We start from the raw sequence: 15,010 nt of genomic DNA, 5'->3' as shown, positions 1-15,010 counted from the left end.
GGAACAGGACTCTCATGAGCACGAAGCAGAAGACGCTGGCGGTGCACGCCGGCACGCGGCTGACGGGCAGCAAGGCGGTCCCCGTCTCGCCCCCCATCTCCGTGTCCGCGGTGAGCTGGTTCGACAGCAGCGACGACCTGGACGGCGCGCTGGACGGCAAGGACTACGCCTATGCCCGCATCAGTGCTCCGAACACCACGCTGCTCGAAGAGGCGGTGGCGGCGCTGGAGGGCGCCGAGGCGTGCGTGGCCTACGCCAGTGGGATGGCCGCGCTGCGCTCGCTCTTCGAGGCCCAGGACTTCCGGCCCGGCGACAGGCTGGTGATGCCGGCGGACGGCTACGGCGTCACGCGCGCGCTCTACAAGAAGCTGTGCGCGGCGCTCGGCGTGGAGCTGCATGCGCTGAAGCTGACGGACGCGGGGACGCAGGCGCGCATCCGCGAGCTGAAGCCGCGCCTGGTGCTGGCGGAGAGCATCACCAATCCGCTGCTGCGCGTGGCGGACCTGCGCGAGCTGGCGAAGGCGTGCCGGGACGTGGGCGCGGCCTTCGCGGTGGACGCCACGTTCCCCTCGCCCATGGGGCAGCGCGTGCTGGAGCTGGGCGCGGACTACGCGGTGCAGTCCACCAGCAAGTGGCTCAACGGGCACAGCGACGCGCTGGGCGGCACGGTGAGTGGTGCTCGCTCGCGCATCGATGTGCTGCGCGCCGCGCGCGTGCTCTCCGGCGATGTGCTGGGCCCCTTCGAGGCGTGGCTCACGCTGCGCGGCCTGCGCACCTTGCCCGTACGGATGAAGGCCCATGCCGAACACGCGGCGCACGTGGCGCGGCGGCTTGCGGAGTCGCCCCTGCTGGAGCGGGTCATCTACCCGGGGCTGGCCTCGCATCCGGACCATGCGGTGGCTCGCGAGGTGCTCAAGGATGGCGGCCCCATGGTGTCCTTTGAAATCCGGGGCGCGGGCCGCCCCGAGGCCATGCGCTTCCTGGAGGCGCTCAAGGTCGGTCGACCCGGTCCGTCGCTTGGGGACGTGTGCACGCTGGTGATGCACGCGGCCAGCGCCAGCGCGCGACGCCTGACGCCCGAGGAGCGCGAGGCGGCGGGGATTCGCGAGAGCCTCATCCGGGTATCCGTCGGACTCGAGGACCCGGACGACGTGGTGGATGACCTGCTCCAGGCCGTGGCCCAGGGGGTGGGCCGGTGAAGATGGTCGATGTCGGCGCGAAGCCGAAGACGGAGCGCGTGGCGGTGGCCACCGCGCTCTTGCGCATGTTGCCCGCCACGCGGGAGCGCATCCTCGCGGGGAAGGTGGAGAAGGGGGACGTGCTCGCCGCGGCGAGGCTCGCCGGCATCATGGCCGCCAAGCGCACCCCGGACTTCATTCCGCTGTGCCACCCCATCGCCCTGTCCGGAGTCGAGGTGACGCTGGACGCCGTGAAGGAGGGGCTGTCCGTCCGCGTGACGGTGCGGACGGTGGACCGTACGGGCGTGGAGATGGAGGCCCTGACGTCGGCGTGCGCGGCGGCGCTCACCGTCTATGACATGTGCAAGAGCGTGGACCGGGGCATGGTGCTGGAGGCCGTCCAGCTCGAGCACAAGTCCGGGGGACGCTCGGGGACCTGGGAGCGGGGCTCGGCGAAGGACGGCGCGGGGGCGACCCGTGCCGCCCCGTCACGTCCACGCAAGCGCGCGAAGGGTTGAGCGCGGACGCGCGTGCGAGCGCGCGGGAAGGGGAGCGCGACACGGGCCCGCGTCCTCCCCGTTCCGTGCCCTGGAGGCGTGCGAGGGAGCCGCTTCACGCCGCGAGGTGGAGCCGCATGCCCACCCGCCTGACGCAATGCCCGCGCGGTGAAGCGCGGCACGTGCGGGCTGCCCTGTGTCCGCTTCAGGACGTGGACAGTGTGCTCCCGAGCACGGCCCTCCCTGAACTCGTGCCCTCCGGGGCTCCCGCTTGTCGGAGCGGTCGTCCAGATTGGACTCTCGCCACCATGCGCCCAGCAAGCGCGGGAGGCCGTAGAGGAGGTCCAAGGGTGCTCAACGTCAGGACGACCCACTCCACCGTGGGGCTCCTCGCGCTCATGATGGGCATGGGCTGCAGCCCCGCATTCGGGGACGGGGACGGGGACGGGGATGCGCCGGAGTCGCCCACGCTCGTCGCGGCGGGGGCCCACTCACGCTGCTCCCCGGGGAGCTCGGGCCGCCGCTCCATCTCCAAGGACCCCAAGGGCTGCCGTCAAATCATGTTCGTCTGCGCCCCGGGCGAGACTCCCTTCTTCGACGCGTGTGGCTGTGGCTGCGAGCGCAGGTAGCGTGCGCTACCGCTTCCTGTCCGCGTCCTCGCGCAGCTTCTCCAGGAAGAGTGCCCCCACCACGAGCGAGTGGGTGATGTGTCCCTCCAGGATGAGCCGGGGCACGTCCGCGCGCGGGTGCAGCTCCACGGCGATGTCCTCGGCCTCGTCCTGCCGGCCCGCATGGGCCCTCACGCAGTCCCGCGCGAGGAAGATGAAGCAGCGGTTGTCCTGCAGCGCGGGATTGGGATGCATCCAGCCCAGCGGCACCACGCGGCCCGCGACGTAACCCGTCTCCTCCTCCAGCTCGCGCGCCGCCGCCACGGCCGGGTCCTCGCCTTCCTCGACGAGTCCTCCCGCGAGCTCCAGCGTGTCCGCGCCGACGCCGAAGCGGAACTGCCGCACCAGCACGAGCGAGTCCTCCGGCGTCACCGCGATGACATTGACCCAGTCCGCGCAGACCACCCGTACGCGCGGATGCTCCTGCTCCGTCCTCGGGTCCGCCCACTTGTCCTCGCGGACCTTCATCACCTGATAGTCGTGCTCCAACCCAAGGCGCAGTCGCCGCCAGGGCTTCACCGTCTGGGACATGGTTGACGCTCCGGCCCCCCCGACACGGGCGAGGGCCTTGGGGTTTTCAGTTGAGCAGCGAGGCGCGCTGACGCAGCTCGCGGGCCGTCATCTCCAGGCGGTCGCGGTCCGGAGCCTCCGGCGACAGCTCCAGGCACCGCTCCACGTCGCGCAGCGCCGCGCGGTACGCCCCCAGGTTGGCCAGCAGCGCCGCGCGCGTGCGCAGCTCCCCGGGGTGATCCGGCGCCAACAGGAGCAGCAGGTCCACCACCGCCAGCCCCCGCTCGCGGTCCTCGCGGCCCAGGTACACGCGCCGCAGGTTGGACAACATGCGGTAGGCAATCAACTCCACCGGCGCCGGCGCCAGCATGGCCCGGTCGAACTTGAGCTGCGGCGCCACCCGCTTGAGCAGCTCCTCGCAGCCGTGCTCGGTGAGGATGTCGCCGTGGTGGAAGGGGTCCATCACCAGCTTGTGGTCCCCCGCGTCATGGGCGACGAGGAAGTGTCCGGGAAACGGCACTCCGTACAGGGGGATGCCCGCCCGCCGCGCGACTTCCAGATAGACGACGGACAGCGTTATCGGCAGCCCCAGCTTCCGCTCCAGCACCTGGTCCAGGAAGCTGTTCTCGGGCGAGTGGTAGTTGTCCTCGTTGCCGCGAAAGCCCTCGATGTCCGACAGCACGTGGCGCAGCGCTCGCAGCGACGCCAGCGCCTCGCCCTTGTCGGTGAGCCGCTCCGACTCCACCTGGACCCGGCACGCCAGGACGTCCAGGACGTGCAGACACGCGGGGGCATCCAGCTCCGGCCTGTCCAGCGTGGCGATGGCCAGCGCGGCCAGGTCCAGACGCGGTGGCTCCGCGGCCAGCGCCGACACCAACCGTTCCCGGGCCAGCGGCGGGCTGAATCCTGTGGGGATGCTCACGGCCGCAACCACTAACCCACACCGGGCTTGACGGCAAAGGCAGGCAACCGAGCGTCAGAAGGTGGGCGGTGCATAGGGCAGCCTCCCCTTGATTTCCGCGCGCAGCCCCATTTGAGCCGAAATCAGCCCCGCCAGGATTCCGTCCTCATACTCGAAAGTCGGGTGTTCCTTGAGTTCGGGAAAGTCGTGGGGATTGCGAAGCTCCTCGGGGGTGAGGTTGGGGACGGCCTCGCGGGCCAGTCGCAGCACCTTGGCCTGTTGCTGCGAAATCATCCGCTCGAAGAGCTGGGCGGACAGCTCCAGCATGTCCTGGGCCACTTCTTCCGTCATGTGCGTGCCTACTCCTGGGCGATGTCCCACTTGGCTCGGCGGTAGCTGTAACGGAAAGCGGCCTCATCCGCCTCTTTCGCGAGCCCCTCGCCCTCCCGGCCGTCCAGGAAGGCGACGAAGTCGAGCTGGCGGTTGTCGCGTCCGTGCTCGGTGTCGAAGAGGCGGACCAGCTCGTTGGCGGGCAGCGTGCGCCGGCCCACGACGTCCACCAGGGGCACCGCCAGGCCGCGCATCTCCTGCGAGGGCGCGTAGGACTTCCACACCAGCTCCGTGCACACCAGCGTCTGGTCCGAGAAGAAGTCGAAGTCGAAGTCGTACGGGCGGCCCTGGTACGCGAAGGCGCGGAGGATGGCGCGCGCCTTGTCCACGCGAGCCAGCCGGGGGCGCATGATGCCCAGGTAGTCCACGCGCATGCCGTGCTCCAGGCCGGTGAAGCTGACGCCCTCGCTGATGGACTCGATGATGCGGATGGGGTCGCCGTGGGAGTCCTTGCCGGAGTACTCGGCCCACTTGGCGGGGAACGCGCGCGCCAGGTGCGCGGTGAAGGACGCGGGCTTGCCGGGGAGCGTGGCCACCCAGGCCTTCACGTCCGCGTCCTCGTCGAAGTACGCGGCCATCTCCGGCGCGGTGCCGACGAACAGCTCCGCGTGCGGCCAGAAGCCCGGCAGGCCGATGTTGGAGAGGTACCAGTTCTGCCGCGCCACCATGATGTCGCCGGGCTCCATCTTCTTGAGCACACTCAGCACCTGCTCGCGGCTGATGAGCGGCTGGCCGGAGCGGTGCACGCGCGTGTCGCCCATCCACTCGGCCACGGCGCGCTGGACGGGGAAGAAGGCGCGCTGGGCGGAGTCCTGGGTGAGGTCCGTGGCGGCCTTGGCGAAAATCGTGGCGCCGCGCTTGGCGAGAAGGCCCCGAGCCACTTCGCTGTTGAGCTTCATCTCCTGCATCACCCAGGGCACGCGGGGGACGTCCAGCGCACCGGCCTTCACCAGCAGCGGGCGCAGCTGCTCCTTGTACGTGTCACCGGTGTAGAGCTGGGTGGTGGTGCCCACGTGGATGACCTTCTCCTTGAAGCGGGCGAAGGCGCGCGGGGGCAGGCCGAACTCGGGGGCGGGCTCGTCCAGGAGGACTTCCAACTGCTTGCGGCCTCCGGTGAGCTCCGCGTAGGTGAGGCCGTGGGCCAGCTCCGTGGTGAGCGCGCCGTGGGTGAGCAGGAAGCCCCAGGCGTGCTTCTTGGGCTGGGTGAGGGCGGGCACCTTCACGAAGTCCCAGTAGCGCTGGCGGATGACCTCGGTGGAGACGAAGTAGTCGAAGAAGGCCGCCCACGTGGTGAGCAGCCGCTGCTTCTGGTCCGGCGTGTACGGCTCGCTCTGCTTCTGGAGGTAGAGGCCGCGCGACTGCTTCACCTCGTCCTGGAGACGTCGCAGGCCACGGGCGTGCCGCTCCAACTGCTCCAGGTCGGCCTGGGCCTGGGCGACGAAGGCGGCGTCATCGAGGGAGTAGACGCTCTTGGGGGCGGCAGCTGGCGTGGGCGGCGTGCTGGCGAACACGAGCCAGGCGAGCAGCAGGGGTGCGGCGGGCATGGATGGGGCTCCGGGCGACAGGGGCGGCGGGCGGCACTCTACCTCGGGAGGTGCCGGGGCGGCTGGCCCCCTGGCCGGGCAGGGGCGGGGAGGGGGATGGCCGGGTGGTCCGGCGCGAGCGCCGTCACCAGATTCCTCGTACCCAGTGACGCACGCCCGGGCCTCGCGGGCCGGGCAGAAAGGCAGCGCCAGATGGCATTCGGAACCGCGGAAGACCCCGGGCTCTCCATCACCCCTCACATCGACTCGGTGGACTACCCGTCGACGCGGGAGGAGCTCGTGGAGTCCGCCGAGGATGGCGGGGCCCCCGTGAGCATCATCAACGTCCTCAAGTGCCTGCCGAGTACCGAGTACGCGTCGCGCGAGGCCGTGATGAGGGACTTGTCGGAGGCGTCGAGGCGCTCCGCCCGCGGCGGGCTGCCCGACGATGACGGTGTGCGGCGGGACAGGCGCAACATCGGGCGGGATTTGGTGGAGAACGCGCCCGACGGCAGCACGCGTCACCCGTGAGGCACGGGCCCTCGCGGTGAGGAAGCGCTCGCGGGCGCTGGCCGTTTCTGCCAGCGTTCGCGGGCGCATGCGTCCAGGTCTCCTGTTGAGCTGTCTCGTGTTGTCCCTGACGTCCGCTTGTCGGAAGCCGTCCCCGCTGCGGGTTCCCGTGCCCGAGGTGAAGCCCCGGGTGCGCGTGTCCTTCCTGCCCCCCGTCGACCGGGTCCTCACCGAGTCCCAGCGCGGCGCCCGCGTCGTCGAGCAGGGCGGCTCCGTGCTGCGCGAGGAGGCGGAGCTGACCACCGAATCCCGCTTCACGCCGAACGAGGGCGGCTGGTTGCTGACTCAGTCGGTGACGCACGCGAAGCAGTCGCGGGCCGGGGTGGAGGTGGAGGGCTGGGTGGACGATGTGCTCCTGCGCTTCGCGCTGCGACTCCAACTGGCGGCGGACGGCACGTTCGTGAAGCTGGTGTCTCCCGAGGCCGCGGCGGAGGCCGTGCGGCAGTCGGTGCCTTCGGGCGTGGACGCGAAGCCACTGGCGCGCTTCTTCGCGCCGGAGGCGCTGGAGGGGCGCACGCGGCGCGAGTGGGAGGCGAAGTTCGGCGGCCTGTTCCAGCGCCATCTGTCGGAGGGACAACGCACCTGGGCGGTGGACACGCTGCCGGCGGGCGACAAGCAGGTGGCCTATGTGCTGGAGCGCACGGTGCAGGGGACTCGGGACACGGAGTACGGTGACGCGGTGGTGCTGAGCCTGCGGTGCCTGGACGCGGTGCCAGGGGACGCGCCGGACGAGTTGACGGATGCGTGGGAAGAGGCGGGACGGCCGGAGCTGACGCCGGGCGTGACGTGCCAGGGTGAGCAGGTGATGGCGTATGGCCGCTTCGTGCCGGTGAGTCGCGAGCTCACGGTGAAGGCGCCGGTGGACGGGGCGGCGTGGACGGTGACGATGGAGTCGCGAGCACAAGGGCTTCAAGAGGAGGCGCGATGAGCTGGGAAGAGAACCTCATCAAGGACGAAGCGGGCGTGGAGCGCGTGGTGAAGAGCGCGCGGCGGGTGGCGGTGCTGGGGATGAAGACGGAACAGCACTCGGGTCAGCCCGCCTTCTACGTGCCGGACTATCTGGCGAGCGCGGGCGTGGAGGTGGTGCCCGTGCCCGTCTACTACCCGGACGTGACGCACATCCTCGGCAAGCCGGTGTTCCGCCGGGTGGCGGACGTGCCGGGCGAGGTGGACCTGGTGGATGTCTTCCGGCGGCCGCAGGACATCGACGCGCACGTGGACGACCTCATCGCCAAGAAGCCGAAGGCGGTGTGGTTCCAGTCCGGCATCCGCAACGACGCGGCGGCGGAGAAGCTGGCGCGCGCGGGCATCCAGGTGGTGCAGGACCGCTGCCTGATGGTGGACCACCGGCGCTACGGCGGAAGGTGAGCGCCCTCCCGCGAGGGGCCGCTCACCACTGCGCCTGGGCGAACGGCACGGGAGGCCGGGCCAGGGAGACGGCGGCGGACAGGCGCGCCTGGTCCAACGCGTCGAAGCCGCGCTCCATGGTGGTGGGCGTCACCGGGGGCAGGTTGGAGACGACGACGTAGACGGGGATGTTGCGCCCCTCCAGCACGGTGAGCTGGAGGCGGAAGTGGTCGCGGCGCAGCGCCGCCGAGCCCGCCGCGAGCCCCTGCGCGTACGCCATGGGGCCACCCACCACCTTGCGCGTCTTGCTGGGCAGGAAGTGCACGAGGATGGCGTCCAAGTCCTTCCCCACGTTGCTGTCATGCAGCGACAGCGCGGGCGCCTTGTCCACCAGGCCGCCGTCCCAGTACAGGTTGCCCTCCAGCGGCACCGCGCGGAACAGGCCCGGGTACGCACAGGTGGCGTGGACGCGCGGGGCCAGCTCTCCCGAGGTGAACACCTCGTGGCTGCCCAGCGTGAGGTTCGCGCCGACGAGCAACAGCGGGTGCGGCAGGTCCTCGAACGTCCTGGCGCCCAGCGTGTCCTCGAGCAGCCTCCGGAAGCGCTCTCCCTTGAGGAGCCCCGTCAGCCCATGGCCGCTGGCGTCCGCGTTCAGCACCGCGCCAATCGGATCCGGGTCCCAGAAGTTGGCGCGCGTCTGGCGCAGCACCAACTCCTCGATGGCGTGCACCGGCATCCCCGCCGCCGCGTAGGCCGCCACCATGCCGCCCGCGCTCGTCCCCGCGTACGCATGCGGCTTGAGCCCCGAACTCGTCAGCCCCTTGAGGAAGCCGGCGTGCCCGTAGAAGCCGAAGTAGCCCGCGGAGAGGACCAGGCCAAACCGCTTGCCTTCAAGGAGCTGGTGCAGGGAGGGAGAAGCCATGTCCCACATCTACCACTGTCCGCCATGAAGCACGCAGTGCGTCGAAAGTCCGCTGGCCACCAGTGAGACATCGACGTATGTTGATGCGGCGATATGGAAGCCCTGTCCCAATCCTTCCGGGCCCTCGGGGACCCGACGCGGCTGCGCATCCTCCGGTTGGTGGCGGAGGCTCCGCTGAACGTGACGGAGCTGGTGTCGCTGGTGGGCGTGGCGCAGTCGTCGGTGTCGCACCACCTGGGGAAGCTCAAGGGGCTGGGGCTCATCCGCGAGGAGCGGCAGGCGGGCTTCAGCTACTACTCGCTGGCCTTGGAGGGGGACGACACGCGCTGGCCTCTCATCCGACTGGCGAGGGAGGCCGAGGACGCGGCGGGTGACTCGGCGCGGTTGATGGATCTGCTGCGCGCGCGCGCGGACCGGCAGGCGCTCAACGAGCGACTCCTGGAGCCAGGCCAGTCCTGGTTCCTGTGGGCCGGCGCGCTGGCGTCGCTGTTGCCGCCCCTGGACGTGGCGGACTTCGGCTGTGGCACGGGCGTCTTGAGCGTGGCCATCGCCCGGTGGGCGCGGCACGTGTGGGCCATCGACCAGAACGCCGTGGCGCTGGAGCAGGCGCGCGAGCGGGCCGGCAATGAGCACGCCGCCAACGTCACCTTCCTGTGCGAGGACCTTCAGCACCTGTCGCTGGGGTCGGGGCGGATGGACCTCGTGGTGATTTCGCAGAGCCTCCACCACGTGGAGGACCCCGCCTGTGTGCTGGCGGAGGCGGCGCGGCTGCTCAAGCCGGGCGGCCGGCTGGTGCTGCTGGAGTTGATGCCGCATGACGAGCGTTGGGTGGTGGAGCGGCTGGGCCACCGCCACCTGGGCTTCGAGCCGTCACAGCTGGAGACGGCGCTGCGCGAGCAGGGTTTCGCGTCGCTCACCCGCGAGGCGCATGCCCGCGAGGGTGCCAGCCCTTTTCGAGTCTTTCTGCTGACTGGAGTGAAGCCATCATGACGAGTCCCACTGCCCTTCCGCCCCCCTCTGGAGAGAACGGTCGTCGCGTGGAGGCCCTGCGCACCGCGATGCGTGAGCGCGTGTTGGTGCTCGACGGCGCCATGGGCACGCTGCTGCAGCAACTGGACCTCAAGGCCGCGGACTTCGGCGGCGCCGAGTTCGAGGGCTGCAACGAGAACCTGGTCCTCACCCGGCCAGAAGTCATCCGGGACATCCACGCGCGCTACTTCGCGGCGGGCGCGGACGTGACGGAGACCGACAGCTTCGGCGGCACGCCGGTGGTGCTCAACGAGTTCGGCCTGGGGCACAAGGCGCTCGAAATCAACGCAGCCTCCGCGCGACTGGCGCGTGAAGCCGCCGCCGAGGCCGAGGCGAAGGACGGGCGCATGCGCTGGGTGGCGGGCTCGGTGGGCCCCACCACCAAGGCCATCAGCGTCACGGGCGGCATCACCTTCGAGGAGCTGGTGGAGAACTTCGCCGTGCAGGCCGAGGGTCTCGCGCTCGGCGGCTCCGACTATCTCCTGGTGGAGACGGCGCAGGACACGCGCAACGTGAAGGCGGCGCTCCTGGGCATCGACCGCGCGTTCCGCAAGCTGGGCTACTCGCTGCCGGTGGCGGTGTCCGGCACGATTGAACCCATGGGCACCATGCTCGCGGGCCAGAGCGTGGAGAGCCTGGCCACGTCGCTGGAGCACGTGGAGTTGCTGTACCTGGGGCTCAACTGCGCCACGGGTCCGGACTTCATGACGGACCACCTGCGCTCGCTGGCGGCGCTGAGCCCGTTCCCGGTGTCGTGCGTGCCCAACGCGGGCCTGCCGGACGAGAACGGAAACTACCTGGAGACGCCGGAGATGCTCGCGCGTTCGCTCACGCGCTTCTGCGAGCAGGGCTGGCTCAACGTGGTGGGTGGCTGTTGCGGCACGCAGGAGGGCCACATCCGCGCGCTGTCCCAGGCGGTGAAGGGTCTGAAGCCGCGCGCGTCCACGCCCAAGCCCCGCTCCACGTTGTCTGGCGTGGACTACCTGGAAGTGACGGACGAGATGCGGCCGGTCATCGTCGGTGAGCGCACCAACGTCATCGGCAGCAAGAAGTTCAAGGAGCTCATTGTCGCGGGGCAGTTGGAGGACGCGTCGGAGATTGCCCGCGCGCAGGTGAAGCGGGGCGCGCAGATCATCGACATCTGCCTGGCCAACCCGGACCGGGAAGAGCTGGAGGACATGCGCGAGTTCCTGGAGGTGGTCATCAAGAAGGTGCGCGTGCCCTTGATGATTGACTCCACCGACGAGCGCGTCATCGAGATGGCCCTGACGTACAGCCAGGGCAAGGCCATCATCAACTCCGTCAACCTGGAGGACGGAGAGGAGCGCTTCGAGAAGGTGGTGCCGCTGGCGCGTCGCTTCGGCGCGGCGCTGGTGGTGGGCTGCATCGACGAGATTGGCATGGCCGTGACGCGCCAGCGCAAGCTGGAGGTCGCGGAGCGCTCGTTCGAACTCTTGACGAAGAAGTACGGCATGAAGGCGGAGGACCTGTACTTCGACCCGCTCGTCTTCCCGTGCGCCTCCGGTGACGCGCAGTACACGGGCAGCGGCGTGGAGACGGTGGAGGGCGTGCGGCTCATCAAGCAGCGCTTCCCTCAGTGCCGCTCCGTGCTGGGCATCTCCAACGTGTCCTTCGGTCTGCCGACGGCGGGCCGCGAGGTGCTCAACTCCGTCTTCCTGTACCACTGCGTCCAGGCGGGCCTGGACATGGCGCTGGTCAACTCGGAGAAGCTGGAGCGCTACGCGTCGCTGCCCGAGGAAGAGCGCAAGCTGGCGGAGGACCTGCTCTACAACCGGGGCACGGACCCGGTGACGCCGTTCGCCGCGCACTTCCGCGAGCGCAAGCCGCCCAAGGCGCAGGTGAGCACGCTGCCGCTGGAGGAGCGGCTCCAGCGCTACATCATCGAGGGCTCGCGCGACGGCCTCTTCGCGGACCTGGAAGCGGCGATGGCGAAGTACGCGCCGCTGGACATCATCAACGGGCCGTTGATGAAGGGCATGGACGAGGTGGGCCGGCTCTTCGCCGCCAACGAGCTGATTGTCGCGGAGGTGCTCCAGAGCGCCGAGTCGATGAAGGCGGCGGTGACCTTCCTGGAGCCGCACATGAGCGCCGCCCAGGCGGCGATGCGCGGCAAGATTGTCCTGGCCACGGTGAAGGGTGACGTGCACGACATCGGGAAGAACCTGGTGGAGATCATCCTGGCCAACAACGGCTTCCAGGTCGTGAACCTGGGCATCAAGGTTCCGCCCGAGCAGCTGGTGCAGGCGGTGCGCGAGCACAAGCCGGACATCGTCGGCCTGTCGGGGCTGCTGGTGAAGAGCGCGCACCAGATGGTGGCCACGGCGGAGGACTTGAAGCGCGCGGGTGTGAGCGTGCCGATTCTGGTGGGCGGCGCGGCGCTCAGCCGCAACTTCGTGGACCGCAACATCGCTCCGGCGTACGGCGGCGGCACGGTGGCCTACGCGCAGGACGCGATGAGCGGCCTGGACCTGGCGAAGCAGATTGTGGACCCGTCCTCGCACGAGAAGCTGCGTGGGGAGCTGTCCGAGCGGCGCGTGAAGCTGGCGCAAGAGGTGAAGGAGCGTCCTCGCGTGGAGGCTCAGACGTCGCGTGCGCGCAGCGCGGAGATTCGCATCCTGGACACGGTGCCCTCGGCGCCGGACTGGGAGCGGCACGTGCTGACGAACACGCCGCTGGACCACATCTGGAAGTTCATCAACCCGGTCATGCTGTACGGCCGGCACCTGGGCCTGCGCACGTCGTCGCGCGCGTTGGGGACTCCGGCGGAAGCGGAGCTGGCGAAGACGGAGGAGGGGCGCAAGGCGCTGGCGCTGAAGGAGGCGGTGGAAGAACTCAAGGGCATGCTGCGCGGCGGGTTGATGCAGGCGCGCGCGGTGTTCCAGTTCTACAAGGCGGGCAGCGACGGCAACCGGGTGGTGCTCTTCGACGGGAGCACCGGCAAGGAGGCGGCGTCGTTCGACTTCCCGCGGCAGGACCGCGAGGGAGGGCTGTGCCTGGCCGACTACCTGCGCCCGCTGGAGCGCGGCGTGCCCACGGACAACGTGGCGATGTTCGTGGTGACGGCGGGCTCTGGCATCCGCGAGCTGTCCGAGGGCATGAAGGCCAAGGGCGAGTTCCTGAAGATGCACGCCGTGCAGGCGCTCGCGCTGGAGACGGCCGAGGGCTACGCGGAGCTGTTGCACACGCAGCTGCGCAGCATGTGGGGCACGCCGGACAAGCCGGACATGACGATGCTGGAGCGCTTCCGCGCGGAGTACGCGGGCAAGCGCTACTCATTCGGCTACCCCGCGTGTCCCCGGCTGGAGGACCAGTCGAAGCTCTTCACCGCGCTGCGACCGGAGGACATCGGCGTGCAGCTCACCGACGGCTGCATGATGGAGCCGGAGGCCTCCGTGTCCGCCCTCGTCTTCCACCATCAGCAGGCGTCGTACTTCTCCGTGACGTGAGCGGAAGGTGCCGTGACGCCAGGGCGGTGGTCAGCACCGCCCGCTGGCGTTGTACGCCCGTGACTCGAGCGGAAGTGGCTTGAGGCCCGGGCGGTCCGTCAGAAGCGGCCGCCCAGGCTGAGCCCGGCGCTGAAGAGGTCGCCGTCATCATCGGCGCCGGGGGCGAAGTCTCCGCCACCGGCGAATACGCGATAGGTGGCGCGTGCGCCCGCCGTCACGCCGTTGTAGCGGTACTCGACTCCGGCGGTGAGCGGCACCTCGGCCAGGAAGGTGTCGTCGAACTGGCGCGCGTTGGCCTCGGAGGTCGCGTCCAGGTAGCTGACGCCCACGCCCGCGCCGAGGAAGGGCTTCCAGTTCTCCCGGACGGTGGGGCCCACCTTGGCCAGCGCTCCCAGGTTGTGACGCCACAGTGTCGCGTTGTTGATGTCCGCGAAGCCGTTGGCGGAGCCCTCGTAGCCCAGCTCCAGGCCCACCGAGGGCAACAGCTGCGCATCCGCCTGGAGCCCCAGGAACGTGCCCACATCCGTTTCCATGCCCAAGTCACCGGTGTACGCCGTGACACCGCCTCGGACGGTGAGGCCGGGGGCGCCGAAGAAGGGGGCTGGCTGCTGCTGTTCGCGCACCTGGGAGTCCTTCGCGAGGGAGGGGGCAGCCCATCCCAAGGTCGCCAGCAGCACGCCTGCTCGCCAGATTGGAAGCACCATGTCGGATTCCTCCTCCTTGGGACGCCCCAGGGGGCCCCTGGCAAGGATGAGGTCGTCTCGTTCAGAGAAGGCCCGGCGCCTGGGGAAGCCCAAGGTGCCCCGCTGGCGGAGGGAGCGGGTAGACTCGCCGGCCATGAGCGCGCCCAACATCCGCCGAGCCGTCCAGTTGCTGCCCGCCTGTGCCACGACGGGGATTGGAAGCCTGCCCCATACGCAGGTGGAGCTGGGGCTCCAGGTCGCCCTGTCGATGGACATCCCGTTCCTCCCGCAGCTTCCGGTGGGCAAGCCCTCGGAGCTGATGATTCCGGCGGCGCTCGAGGGGTTGCCGGGCCTGCGCTTCGACGAGGAGGGCCTGTGCACGGTGGACCTGAAGGCCTGGGAGGAGGGGCGCGGCGAGTTCGAGGCGAAGCTGGACGCGGCTCTCGCGGCGGGGACGCTGGAGGCGTACGAGCCCACCCCCGAGGCGTGCCGTGCGTGGCGTCCCTTCTTGTGGGAAGTGGAGCATCGCAAGCTGGCGTTCGCGAAGGCGCAGCTCGCGGGGCCGTTCACGGTGCGCTCGGTGGCGCGCACGGACTCGGGCCTGTCCGCGCTGGAGGTCCCCGGACTGGACCAGGTGATTTTCCGACTGGTGCTGGCGCGCTCGCTGGCGATGGTGAAGGCGCTGCGGCGCGCGGGCACCACGCCGCTGTTCTTCCTGGATGAGCCCGGGCTCTATGCCTTCCAGCGCGTCCAGCCGCGTCACCTGCTGGCGCTCCAGGAGTTGAGGCTCTTGGTGGTGGCGCTCCAGCGTGAAGGCGCGCTGGTGGGGCTGCACTGCTGTGGCAACACGGACTGGGCCGCGCTGCTGGATGTGCAGCCGGACCTGTTGTCGCTGGATGTGCGGCTGTCGCTGGATGCGATGCTGGAGGAGGGTGACGCGCTGGAGCGCTATCTGAACTCTGGCGCGACGCTGAGCCTGGGCATCATTCCCACGGACCTGGCATCGACGTACGAGGTGACGGAGCTGGCGGATTCGGTGGAGGCCTCGTTGAAGGCCGCATTGCCGCGCGGCTTCACCTTCCCTCGGGCCGTGTCGACGGTGCTGCTGACGCCCGCGTGCGGACTGGCCATGCGCTCGGTGGTGGATGCGGAGCGCGTCCTCTCCGAGCTGAAGGTGGCCCAGCGGAGGCTGCGCGGAGCGCTCGAAGCCGAGCGCCCCGTGCTGCACTCGCCGCCTCCGCACTGAGCAAGGCGGCACGGTGGAGGCCGTGTGGCGCGCTCGAAGCCGAGCGCCTCGTGTTGCACTCGCCGCCTCCGTACTGAGC

At 70.0% G+C, this 15,010-nt stretch carries 15 protein-coding genes; 9 read left to right on the top strand and 6 right to left on the bottom strand.

Annotated features, from left to right (window positions below; translation table 11 throughout):
- Positions 1 to 14 precede the first annotated feature (14 nt).
- The 3 genes from HUA78_RS32040 (at position 15) to HUA78_RS32030 (ending at position 2,304) form a co-directional block, all read left to right on the top strand.
- Positions 15 to 1,199 carry a PLP-dependent aspartate aminotransferase family protein gene (locus HUA78_RS32040; protein WP_174477848.1) on the top strand — a complete coding sequence of 395 codons (1,185 nt, stop codon included), beginning with the start codon at positions 15 to 17 and terminating at the stop codon, positions 1,197 to 1,199.
- On the top strand, positions 1,196 to 1,696 hold the full coding sequence (moaC, locus tag HUA78_RS32035; protein WP_371745701.1) for a cyclic pyranopterin monophosphate synthase MoaC: 501 nt from the start codon (positions 1,196 to 1,198) through the stop codon (positions 1,694 to 1,696). Before HUA78_RS32040 ends, moaC begins: the two co-directional genes overlap by 4 nt.
- Before the next feature lie 329 nt (positions 1,697 to 2,025).
- On the top strand, positions 2,026 to 2,304 hold the full coding sequence (locus tag HUA78_RS32030; RefSeq protein ID WP_174477847.1) for a hypothetical protein: 279 nt from the start codon (positions 2,026 to 2,028) through the stop codon (positions 2,302 to 2,304).
- 6 nt (positions 2,305 to 2,310) lie between these two features.
- Here the strand turns inward: HUA78_RS32030 and HUA78_RS32025 are convergent, their stop codons facing one another.
- The 4 genes from HUA78_RS32025 to HUA78_RS32010 all read right to left on the bottom strand — a co-directional run bounded on the left by HUA78_RS32025 (position 2,311) and on the right by HUA78_RS32010 (position 5,688).
- Positions 2,311 to 2,874 carry an NUDIX hydrolase gene (locus HUA78_RS32025; protein WP_141649138.1) on the bottom strand — a complete coding sequence of 188 codons (564 nt, stop codon included), beginning with the start codon at positions 2,872 to 2,874 and terminating at the stop codon, positions 2,311 to 2,313.
- A gap of 46 nt (positions 2,875 to 2,920) precedes the next feature.
- The gene (locus HUA78_RS32020; protein WP_174477905.1) at positions 2,921 to 3,745 is read right to left on the bottom strand and encodes a SirB1 family protein; all 825 of its coding nucleotides are present in this window, start codon (positions 3,743 to 3,745) and stop codon (positions 2,921 to 2,923) included.
- An 84-nt stretch (positions 3,746 to 3,829) separates the two neighbouring features.
- The gene (locus HUA78_RS32015) at positions 3,830 to 4,105 is read right to left on the bottom strand and encodes a hypothetical protein (RefSeq protein WP_141649139.1); all 276 of its coding nucleotides are present in this window, start codon (positions 4,103 to 4,105) and stop codon (positions 3,830 to 3,832) included.
- A gap of 8 nt (positions 4,106 to 4,113) precedes the next feature.
- The gene (locus HUA78_RS32010; RefSeq protein WP_174477846.1) at positions 4,114 to 5,688 is read right to left on the bottom strand and encodes a YiiX/YebB-like N1pC/P60 family cysteine hydrolase; all 1,575 of its coding nucleotides are present in this window, start codon (positions 5,686 to 5,688) and stop codon (positions 4,114 to 4,116) included.
- A 192-nt stretch (positions 5,689 to 5,880) separates the two neighbouring features.
- On the opposite strand from HUA78_RS32010, the gene HUA78_RS32005 reads away from it, so the two are divergent.
- The 3 genes from HUA78_RS32005 to HUA78_RS31995 all read left to right on the top strand — a co-directional run bounded on the left by HUA78_RS32005 (position 5,881) and on the right by HUA78_RS31995 (position 7,605).
- Complete coding sequence (locus tag HUA78_RS32005) at positions 5,881 to 6,198, top strand: DUF2795 domain-containing protein (protein ID WP_141648115.1); 318 nt, start codon at positions 5,881 to 5,883, stop codon at positions 6,196 to 6,198.
- Between the two features lie 67 nt (positions 6,199 to 6,265).
- A complete protein-coding gene (locus tag HUA78_RS32000) occupies positions 6,266 to 7,165 on the top strand; it encodes a hypothetical protein (protein WP_174477845.1) in 900 nt (299 codons plus the stop codon).
- Positions 7,162 to 7,605: a CoA-binding protein gene (locus tag HUA78_RS31995; RefSeq protein WP_141648117.1), complete on the top strand. Its 444-nt coding sequence runs from the start codon at positions 7,162 to 7,164 to the stop codon at positions 7,603 to 7,605. The genes HUA78_RS32000 and HUA78_RS31995 overlap by 4 nt, the downstream gene beginning before the upstream one ends.
- A 22-nt stretch (positions 7,606 to 7,627) precedes the next feature.
- Here the strand turns inward: HUA78_RS31995 and HUA78_RS31990 are convergent, their stop codons facing one another.
- Entirely contained in the window at positions 7,628 to 8,515 is an 888-nt protein-coding gene (locus HUA78_RS31990) for a patatin-like phospholipase family protein (RefSeq protein WP_371745700.1), read from the bottom strand.
- A gap of 84 nt (positions 8,516 to 8,599) precedes the next feature.
- Here HUA78_RS31990 and HUA78_RS31985 point away from each other — a divergent pair, with 84 nt between their 5' ends.
- Both HUA78_RS31985 and metH read left to right on the top strand, forming a co-directional pair.
- A complete protein-coding gene (locus HUA78_RS31985) occupies positions 8,600 to 9,496 on the top strand; it encodes a metalloregulator ArsR/SmtB family transcription factor (protein WP_174458540.1) in 897 nt (298 codons plus the stop codon).
- Positions 9,493 to 13,002: a methionine synthase gene (gene metH / locus HUA78_RS31980; RefSeq protein ID WP_174477844.1), complete on the top strand. Its 3,510-nt coding sequence runs from the start codon at positions 9,493 to 9,495 to the stop codon at positions 13,000 to 13,002. Before HUA78_RS31985 ends, metH begins: the two co-directional genes overlap by 4 nt.
- A 98-nt stretch (positions 13,003 to 13,100) precedes the next feature.
- Here the strand turns inward: metH and HUA78_RS31975 are convergent, their stop codons facing one another.
- Positions 13,101 to 13,706, bottom strand: a complete 606-nt coding sequence (locus tag HUA78_RS31975) for an outer membrane beta-barrel protein (protein ID WP_174477843.1) — start codon at positions 13,704 to 13,706, stop codon at positions 13,101 to 13,103.
- A gap of 133 nt (positions 13,707 to 13,839) precedes the next feature.
- Between HUA78_RS31975 and HUA78_RS31970 the strand changes: the two genes are divergently transcribed.
- On the top strand, positions 13,840 to 14,931 hold the full coding sequence (locus tag HUA78_RS31970) for a hypothetical protein (protein WP_141648122.1): 1,092 nt from the start codon (positions 13,840 to 13,842) through the stop codon (positions 14,929 to 14,931).
- Positions 14,932 to 15,010: the final 79 nt, after the last annotated feature.

This window comes from Myxococcus sp. CA033 (genome assembly GCF_013336625.1).
GTDB classification, from domain to species: domain Bacteria; phylum Myxococcota; class Myxococcia; order Myxococcales; family Myxococcaceae; genus Myxococcus; species Myxococcus llanfairpwllgwyngyllgogerychwyrndrobwllllantysiliogogogochensis.
Note: the sequence above shows the minus strand (reverse complement) of the source record. Positions and strands in the feature narration are given on the sequence as shown.